The organism is Bradyrhizobium sp. SZCCT0231 (assembly GCF_018130245.1).
Lineage (GTDB): Bacteria > Pseudomonadota > Alphaproteobacteria > Rhizobiales > Xanthobacteraceae > Bradyrhizobium > Bradyrhizobium japonicum_F.
The window spans coordinates 84,865-93,897 of record NZ_JAFCKP010000020.1 but is presented as its reverse complement, the minus strand read 5'-3'; the positions used below and the strand labels follow the sequence as shown (position 1 = coordinate 93,897).

At 66.0% G+C, this 9,033-nt stretch carries 8 protein-coding genes; 2 read left to right on the top strand and 6 right to left on the bottom strand.

All coding sequences use genetic code 11. The features are described from left to right. Nucleotides 1–207 precede the first annotated feature (207 nt). From JQ566_RS30645 to JQ566_RS30620, 6 genes are all read right to left on the bottom strand, one after another. On the bottom strand, nucleotides 208–1,434 hold the full coding sequence (locus tag JQ566_RS30645; RefSeq protein ID WP_212379319.1) for a Zn-dependent hydrolase: 1,227 nt from the start codon (nucleotides 1,432–1,434) through the stop codon (nucleotides 208–210). Further along, nucleotides 1,427–2,212 (bottom strand): ABC transporter ATP-binding protein, encoded by a 786-nt coding sequence (locus JQ566_RS30640; protein ID WP_212379317.1) that lies wholly within the window; start codon nucleotides 2,210–2,212, stop codon nucleotides 1,427–1,429. The genes JQ566_RS30645 and JQ566_RS30640 overlap by 8 nt, the downstream gene beginning before the upstream one ends. Continuing rightward, on the bottom strand, nucleotides 2,209–2,982 hold the full coding sequence (locus JQ566_RS30635) for an ABC transporter permease (RefSeq protein WP_212379315.1): 774 nt from the start codon (nucleotides 2,980–2,982) through the stop codon (nucleotides 2,209–2,211). Before JQ566_RS30635 ends, JQ566_RS30640 begins: the two co-directional genes overlap by 4 nt. 60 nt (nucleotides 2,983–3,042) lie before the next feature. Further along, on the bottom strand, nucleotides 3,043–3,987 hold the full coding sequence (locus JQ566_RS30630) for an ABC transporter substrate-binding protein (protein ID WP_212379313.1): 945 nt from the start codon (nucleotides 3,985–3,987) through the stop codon (nucleotides 3,043–3,045). 106 nt (nucleotides 3,988–4,093) lie between these two features. Next, entirely contained in the window at nucleotides 4,094–4,822 is a 729-nt protein-coding gene (gene hutC, locus JQ566_RS30625) for a histidine utilization repressor (RefSeq protein WP_212379311.1), read from the bottom strand. Then, a complete protein-coding gene (locus JQ566_RS30620) occupies nucleotides 4,819–6,177 on the bottom strand; it encodes a formimidoylglutamate deiminase (protein WP_212379309.1) in 1,359 nt (452 codons plus the stop codon). The genes hutC and JQ566_RS30620 overlap by 4 nt, the downstream gene beginning before the upstream one ends. Before the next feature lie 85 nt (nucleotides 6,178–6,262). Between JQ566_RS30620 and hutI the strand changes: the two genes are divergently transcribed. Then, nucleotides 6,263–7,477, top strand: a complete 1,215-nt coding sequence (gene hutI, locus JQ566_RS30615; RefSeq protein ID WP_212379307.1) for an imidazolonepropionase — start codon at nucleotides 6,263–6,265, stop codon at nucleotides 7,475–7,477. After that, complete coding sequence (hutH, locus tag JQ566_RS30610; protein WP_249139901.1) at nucleotides 7,477–9,033, top strand: histidine ammonia-lyase; 1,557 nt, start codon at nucleotides 7,477–7,479, stop codon at nucleotides 9,031–9,033. Before hutI ends, hutH begins: the two co-directional genes overlap by 1 nt.

Below are 9,033 nucleotides of genomic sequence, written 5' to 3'. Positions count from 1 at the left end.
TGCCCCTTGGAATCACGTGTGATTCCAACACTCAAGAATAAACTTAACGCCTATGCGGCCTTCCCTGCGCCCTCTTGATTTAGAGGGTGGCGAGATGAAGCAAAGCTCGGGCGAAATGCGCCGCGAGGATGTGAAGGTGTGTCTGCGATCCCACACTCGGTGTCATCGCCCGGTTTGACCGCCGCAGGTCGGCAGCCGCATCTCCCTCTAGCCGCCGAGGATCCGCCGACAGGCGTCGACGAACACCTCTGCGCCGGTGACGATATCGGCATCCGCCGTGTTCTCGGTCCAGTGATGGCTGATGCCGCCGATCGACGGCACGAACAGCATGCCCGCGGGCATGACGGTCGCGAGCATCTGCGCGTCGTGCCCGGCGCCGCTGGGCATGCGGATGGATCGACCGCCGGCGACGGCTTTGCTCGCGGATTCGATCGCATCCTGAAAGCCGGAATTCATCATGGCGGGCGCACCCGTGCGCAGCTTCGCAACGGTGACGCTGCAAGGACCGTTCGCACTGGCCTCGTCCGCCATGGTCCGCAGCAATTGCTGCAGCCGCGCGATCACAGCCGGATCGTCGTCGCGAATCTGGAACAGCATCTCCGCACCACCCGGAATGATGCTCGGCGCGCCCGGATCGAGCGTGATGCGACCGGTGGTCCAGACCGTGCGCGGGCCGCAGGCAGCCGGGAAACGCTCGTCGATCGCCACGCAGAATTTGGCCAGCGCGAGGCCCGCATCCTTGCGCGCTGCCATGCGCGTGGTGCCGGCGTGGTTCTGCTCGCCGACAAAGTTGATCTGGTACTGCCAGATGCCGACGATGGAGGTCACGACGCCGATCGCCAGGCGGCCGCTTTCGAGCGTGTCGCCCTGCTCGATATGCGCCTCCAGATAGCCGACGTGCCGCCCCGGCTCGGCGGTGACGCGCGGGCGCCCGGCGAGCCCCATGTCCGCGAGTGCATCGCGCATGGTGCGGCCGCTGGTGCGGTCACGCGCGGCGTCGATGTCGGCCCCGGTGACCTGTCCGACATAGGAGCGCGAGCCGAGGAAATGACCGAAATGTCCTTCCTCGTCGCACCAGGCGGCGACTTCGACCGCGCCTTTCACGGTGGGATCGGCATTGAGAACCCTCGCGGCTTCGAGCGCGTAGACGACGCCGAGCGGGCCATCGAGCCAGCCGGCGTAGTTCTGGCTTTCCAGATGCGAACCTGCCAGCAGCTTCGGACCAGGCTTCGTGCTCGTCCCGAAAACATTGCCGATGCCGTCGATCGCGGCGTTGAGGCCCGCCTCGGGCAGCTTATCAACCAGCCAATCCAGCGACTGCTTGTGCGGCTCGGAGAAGGTCGGCTTGTGCACGCCGGTCTTGTAGGCGCCGATGGCACGCAGTGCATTAAGGTCGGCGAGAACGCGATTTCCGTCGGCGCGCGTGTCAGGCATGTTCGGCAACCTTCAGCGCCTCGGTGCGGATCTCCTCGACCAGCCGTTCCTTGAGCTGGACGAATTCCGGCGTGGTCTTGATCTTGTAGGAGCGCGGATGCGGCAGGTCCACATTGATCTCGGCCTTGATGCGGCCGGGGCGTGCGCTCATCACGACGACGCGGCTGCCGAGGAAGATGGCTTCCTCGATGTCGTGGGTCACGAACAGCACCGTCTTCTGGTCGCGTTCCCAGATCCCCAGCAGCATCTCCTGCATCAGGGCGCGGGTCTGGTTGTCGAGCGCGCCGAAGGGCTCGTCGAGCAGCAGGATTTTTGGATCGTTGGCGAGCGCGCGCGCGATCGCGGTGCGCTGCTGCATGCCGCCGGAGAGCTGCTTCGGCCAGTGGTTCTCGAAACCGGACAATCCGACCTGGCGGATGAAGGCATCCGCGATCTTGTTTCGCTCCGTCTCGGACACGCCACGCTCGCGCAGGCCGAAGGCGATGTTCTCGCGCACGGTCAACCAGGGGAACAGCGTGTAGGACTGGAACACCATGCCGCGATCGGCGCCCGGGCCGGTCACCTCGCGTCCGTCGAGCGTGACACGCCCACTGGTCGGACGGTCGAGGCCCGCGACGATGCGCAGCAGCGTGGACTTGCCGCAGCCGGAGGGACCGAGGATCGTGACGAAGTCGTTGTTGCCAATAGTGAGGTCAGTCGGCTCCAGCGCCCTGGTCGGCGCGTTGCCGTGGCGCGCGGGGAAGGTGCGCGAGACCTGTTCGATCCTGAGAATGGTCATGCGAGCTTCCAGGGAAACAGCCAGGCATTGAACGCCTTGAACAGGAAGTCCGAGATCAGGCCGATCAATCCGATCACGATGATGCCGAAGATGATCTGGCCGGTGTTGAGCAGCGCCTGGCTGTCGGTGATCATATGACCGATGCCCGAGGACGAACCGATCAGCTCGGCGACGATGACGTAAGTCCAGGCCCAGCCCAGCACCAGCCGCAGGATTTCTGCGATCTCCGGCGCGGAGGAGGGCAGCAGCACCCGGCGGATGATGCCGCGGTCGCTGGCGCCGAGCGTGTAGGCGGCCTCGACCAGATCGCGCCGCGTGGCGCCGACGGTCACCGCGACCATCAGGATGACCTGGAACACCGAGCCGATGAAGATGACGAGCAGCTTCTGCATTTCGCCGATGCCGGCCCACAGGATCAGCAGCGGGATGAAGGCGGAGGCGGGCAAATAACGAGCGAAGGACACGAATGGTTCGAGGAACGCTTCGACCGGCTTGTAGGCGCCCATCAGCACGCCGAGCGGCACCGCAATGACTGCCGCGAGTGCAAAGCCGCCGACGACGCGCCAGATCGTCATGCCGATGTCGAACAGGAAGCCGTGCTTGGTGAGCAGCTCAAGACCCTCCTGCACCATGGTCAGCGGGTTGGCGAGGAAGGTCTTCGACACATGGCCGCCGAACGTCGCCCAGGACCAGAGGGCGACGAACAGTACGAAGAACGCAAGGCCGTAGGCCGCACGCTGCTTCGATGTCACGGGATCCAGAGGACGCATCAAACTGTATCCGAATATGTGCCGGCTCCGCCTCTGGCGGAACCGGCAGCTCGAAGAAATTTACTTGATGAAGCTCGCGTCGTAGAGGTCCTCGACCTTCGGCGCGGCCTTGATGATGCCGATCTCGAGCAGGAGCTCGGCGGCCTCCTTGTTGAAGGTCAGGAATTCGCCCGCGAAGAACTTCTGGTTCGCGGCCTTGTCCTGCCAGCGCAGATATTTCGCCGAGTTGCCGAACTGCTCGCCGGTCTGCTTCACGTCGGCGCCCATGATCTCGTAAGCCTTGGCCTGGTCCTTGGCGATCACGTCGAGCGCCTCGAAATAGCTGTCGGCGAGGGCCTTGGCGGCCTTGGGATTCTCCGTCAGGAACTTCGGCGTGCAGCCGAAAGTGTCCATGACCATCGGGTAGTCGAGCGTGGTGGCGATGATCTTGCCCTTGTCGGGCGCGGCTCGCACCGTCGACAAATAGGGCTCATAGGTCATCGCGGCATCGTTCTGGCCGGAGACGAAGGCCTGCGCGGCCGCAGCCGGCTCGAGGTTCACCACCGTCACGTCCTTCACGGTGAGGCCGTTCTTCTTCAGCATCCAGGCCAGCGCAAAGTAGGGCGAGGTGCCGGGCGCGGACGCGGCGACGGTCTTGCCCTTCAGGTCCTTGATCGCGGCGACGTCGTTGCGCACGGCCATGCCGTCGGCGCCGTAGCTCTTGTCGAGCTGGAAGATCTGCTTGGTGGCGACGCCATTCGCGTTCCAGGAAATCCAGGTCTCGACCGTGGTCGCCGCGCACTGGATGTCGCCGGACGCAATCGCGAGGTGGCGGTCCTTCTGCGGGATCTTCTTGATCGTGACGTCGAGCCCGTTCTTCTTGAAGATGCCCGCCTCCTTCGCCAGCGTCAGCGGCGCAAAGCCGGTCCATCCGGAGATGCCGACGCCGACCTTGACGTCGTCGGCGAGCACCGGAGTGGAGGCCGCGAGGGCAATGATTGTCGCAAATATTGTCGAATTACGCATGATTGTCGTCCTCTTGCCGATCGATGGATTGACGTCCTGTTGATCATTGTGGTCCCGCAATGGACCATTGCCCGAAGCGTTGCACGATTTGTGCCGACATACCCTCTCAGCCTCCCTTGAATCGGGCGACAAGGCGGTGAGAGACACCGGGATAGAGCAGGCGCACCGCGGTGATGGTGCGCGCGCTGCGCCAGGTGTAGCGGTCGATCACGAGGCAGGGCGCGCCGACGGCGATGTCGAGCGCTTCCGCCGTGCGATCGTCCGCAACGATGGCGCTGATCGTATGCTCGGCCTCTGTCCATGGGACATGGTGAAGCAGCCAGGAGCCGGGCGGCTCGCGCGAGAAATCCGCGGTCGCGGCGTCAGGCACGGACGAGAGATCGATCAGCCTGTCCTCGACCGCGAACGGGACCTTGTCGGCGCTATGCCGGCAGGTGATCGCGACCACCTTGCCGGCCTTCTTCACGCCGAGACGGTCGCGGTCGGCAGCGGTCGCCGCGCGCAGCTTGCGGCCGACCAACTCGTAGCCGTACGAGCGCCCGAGCGCGGTGATCTCGGCGCGGATGTCGGCGATCTTCAGCACCGCCGATTGATGCTGCGGCCGCCGCACGAACGAGCCGGCGCGCCGCCGCCGCTCGATCAAATCGGCCTGTGCCAGCTCCGACAGCGCCTTGTTCACGGTCATGCGCGAGCAGCCGTAGCGCTCGACAAGTTCGTGCTCGAACGGAATACGATGCCCGGGCGGCCACTCGCCGGTCAGGATGCGCTTCTCGATGTCGGCGCGGATGCGTTTGTAGAGCGTCGGCTGGTCGGCTGCGTCTGCGGTGAGGTTCATGCGACGAGCCTCCGCACCACTGTGTTGAAGCGTTCGCGTGCGGTCTGGCGCAGCCTGTGCCGCCCGCCTTCGACCACCTTGCTGCCGCCGGCCCAGACGCAATCGATCGCAGTGCCGCCGGCTGCAAAGATCCAGCCGTCGATGACCGCGTCGTGCGCACGCCCTGCTAGCGACGGATGTGCGGCGTCGAGCGTGACGATGTCGGCCCGCGCGCCGGGCGCGAGACCAACGGCTGTCTGCGCCAGCGCCCGGGTGCCGCCGGCGAGCGCATGGTCAAACAGCGTGCGTCCGGTCGAGCGACCCGCGCCGCCGGAGAGCACATTGCGCTGGCGGTGCTTGAGCCGCTGGCCGTATTCGAGCTGGCGCAATTCGTCGGCGGCGCCGACTAGCACGTTGGAATCGGTGCCGACGCCGAACAGGCCGCCGGCATCGAGGAACTCTCGCGCCGGAAAAATGCCGTCGCCGAGGCTCGCCTCCGTGATCGGGCAGAGGCCGGCGACCGCGCCAGTCCTTGCGAACGCCGCCACTTCCTCATTCGTCATGTGAGTCGCGTGAATGAGGCACCAGCGTTGATCGACGGGCGCATGCTCCAGCAGCCATTGTACCGGGCGCCGGCCAGACCACGCCACGCAATCCTCGACTTCCTTCACCTGCTCGGCGGCGTGAATGTGCACCGGTCCGCCGTCAGCAAGCGGAATGATCGCGCCAAGCTCGTCCGGAGTCACCGCGCGCAAACTATGCGGCGCGATGCCGATATTGGCGCCCGGCAAGTTCGCGATAACCTTGCGCGAGGCCGCCATCATTGCAGCGAATTGATCGACCGAGCAGATGAAGCGGCGCTGGCCGGCGTGCGGTGCCGCGCCTCCAAAAGAGCCATGCGCGTAAAAACTCGGCAGCAGCGTGAGCGCAATGCCGGAGGCTTCGGCGGCCTGCGCGATCTGCACGGCCATCTCGGCGATATCGGCATAGGGCGAACCGTCGCGGTCATGGTGGAGATAGTGGAATTCGCCGACGCGGGTAAAACCTTGCTCGAGCATCTCGACATAGAGCAGCGTCGCAACAGCCGCGACGTCGTCCGGCGTCATCGCCAGCGCAAAGCGATACATCGTCTCGCGCCAGGTCCAGAACGTGTCGGTGGAATCGCCGCGCAATTCGGCAAGGCCCGCCATGCCGCGCTGGAACGCGTGGCTGTGCAGGCTCGCAAGTCCCGGAAGCGCGATGGCGTGGCGCTCGTCGCCGGCCGTCGGTGCCACGCCCGGCGTCACCGCGGCGATCGCGCCGGCGGCGACGACCACCTGCACGTCATTGGCCCAGCCCGAAGGCAGGAGCGCGGAAGCAAAATGCAGTCGGGACATGATGACACGCCGGCTGGACAGAACCGCCTTACGATTATATGTCTAGACATATAAGTCAAGCATCCGACGCCGAATGGATACCCTCATGGCAGAGCGCTTCGACCGGATCTGGCACAATGCCCGCCTCGCGACGATGCGGCCCGACCGTCTCGATCTCGGAGAGATCGAGCATGGTGTCATCGCCGCGCGCGGCGGCCGCATCGCCTATGCGGGCGCGCAGGCGGATTTTCCTGTTGATGCGGACGCGGTCGATCGGATCGATTGCGAGGGGCGCTGGATCACGCCGGGCCTCGTCGATTGCCACACCCATCTCGTCTATGGCGGCAACCGCGCACATGAATTCGAGCTGCGCCTGAAGGGCGCAAGCTATGAGGAGATCGCGCGCGCCGGTGGCGGCATCGTGTCGACGGTGGCGGCAACGCGGAAGGCCAGCGAAGCCGAGCTCGTCGCCAGCGCGCTGCCGCGACTCGATGCGCTGATCGGCGAGGGCGCGACCACGGTCGAGATCAAGTCCGGCTATGGCCTCGATGTTGAAACCGAGATGCGCCAGCTCGCAGCCGCTCGCAGCCTCGGCCGCCAGCGGCCGGTCGCGATCCGCACATCCTTCCTCGGCGCGCATGCGCTGCCGGTGGAGGCTGATGGCGACAAGGATCGTTACATCGATCTCGTCTGCAGGGAGATGCTGCCCGCGGTCGTCAAGGCCGGTCTTGCCGATGCCGTCGACGCCTTCATGGAGGGGATCGCGTTCTCGGCTGAGCAGACCGCGCTTGTGTTCGAGGCCGCGAGAGGGTTTGGGCTGCCGGTGAAGCTGCATGCCGATCAGCTGTCGAATCTCGGCGGCGCCGCGCTTGCCGCCAAATACTCCGCACTGTCGGCCGATCATTTGGAGCACACCGACGAAGCCGGCGCTGCCGCCATGGCGAGAGCCGGTACGGTGGCGGTGCTGCTGCCCGGCGCGTTCTATTTCATCCGCGAGACGCAGAAGCCGCCGGTCGAGACGTTCCGCAAGCATGGCGTTGCCATGGCGCTGGCGACCGACTGCAATCCCGGCAGTTCGCCGCTGACCTCGCTCCTGCTCGTGATGAACATGGGGGCGACCCTGTTCCGGATGAACGTGGTCGAGTGCCTCGCCGGCGTCACCCGTGAAGGCGCGCGGGCGCTCGGCCTGCTGGATGAGACCGGCACACTGGAAGCCGGCAAATGGTGCGATCTCGCGATCTGGGACATCGAGCGGCCCGCCGAGCTCGTTTACCGCATCGGCTTCAATCCGCTGCACAAGCGGGTATGGAGGGGACAGTGATGGAGCAGGACACCTCGATCTTCGTCAGACCGGGGACGGTCAGTCTCGATGATCTCGCGTGCGCGCTCGATGGCGCGCCCGTCGTGCTCGATCCCTCGTTCTGGCCGCGCGTGGAAGCGGCGGCGGAGATCGTCGCAAGAGCTGCGCGCGCGGATGTCCCCGTCTACGGCATCAACACCGGCTTCGGGAAGCTGGCGTCGAAGCGCATCCCGCCGGACCAGACCGCGCTGCTCCAGCGCAACCTCATTGTCTCGCATTGCTGCGGCGTCGGCCCGGCAACGCCGGAGCCGATGGTGCGGCTGATGATGGCGCTGAAGGTCATCTCGCTCGGGCGTGGCGCCTCCGGCGTGCGCCGCGAGGTGATCGAGCAGCTGCAGGACATGCTGGCGCGGGATGTCTATCCGCTGGTGCCACAGCAGGGCTCCGTAGGCGCCTCCGGCGATCTTGCACCGCTTGCGCATATGACGGCCGTGATGATCGGCGAGGGGCAGGCGATCGTCGACGGGAAGATCGTATCGGGCGCCGAAGCCCTCAAGGCCGCCGGTCTCACGCCGCTGACCCTCGGGCCCAAGGAAGGCCTTGCGCTGATCAACGGCACGCAGTTCTCGACCGCCTACGCCATATCAGGCGTGCTGCGTGCATTTCGGCTCGCCCGTGCCGCGCTCGTGACCGGCGCATTGTCGGTGGATGCGGCGATGGCCTCGACGGCGCCGTTCCGTCCCGAAATCCAGGCGCTGCGTGGCCATGCCGGCCAGATCGCGGCAGCCGCGACGCTGACCGCTTTGCTCGACGGCAGCGACATTCGCCTCTCCCACCTCGAGGGCGACGAGAGGGTGCAGGATCCCTATTGCCTGCGCTGCCAGCCACAGGTTGCAGGTGCCGCGCTGGAGCTGATCACGCAGGCCGCGCGCACCCTGATCGTCGAGGCCAACGCCGTCACCGACAATCCGCTGGTGCTGGTCGAGACCGGCGAGATCGTCTCCGGCGGCAATTTCCACGCTGAGCCGGTCGCCTTCGCCGCCGATACAATCGCGCTGGCGCTGTCGGAAATCGGCGCGATCAGCGAGCGGCGCATCGCGACGTTGGTCGATCCCGCGCTGAATTTCGGCCTGCCGCCGTTCCTCACGCCCGATCCCGGCATCAACTCCGGCTTCATGATCGCCGAGGTGACGGCCGCCGCGCTTTATGCCGAGAACAAGCAGCGCGCGCTCGCCTGCTCGATCGATTCGACGCCGACCAGCGCCAATCAGGAAGACCATGTCTCGATGGCGGCACATGCCGCCCGGCGGCTGTCCGACATGGCCGACAATCTTGCGGCCATCCTCGGCATCGAGCTCCTGGTCTCCGCGCAAGGCATCACGCTGCGTGCGCCACATAAGACCAGCGCGCCGCTCGCTGCCGTCGTCGCAGCACTTCGCGAGCAGGTGCCCGCGCTCGGCGCCGATCGCTACATGGCCGGCGACCTCGCCAGGGCCGCTGTGTTGATCGAAGCCGATGCGTTGCCGACCGCGGCACTCGCTGTGCTTCCATCCGATCCGTTTCCCAGACTTGCTTGA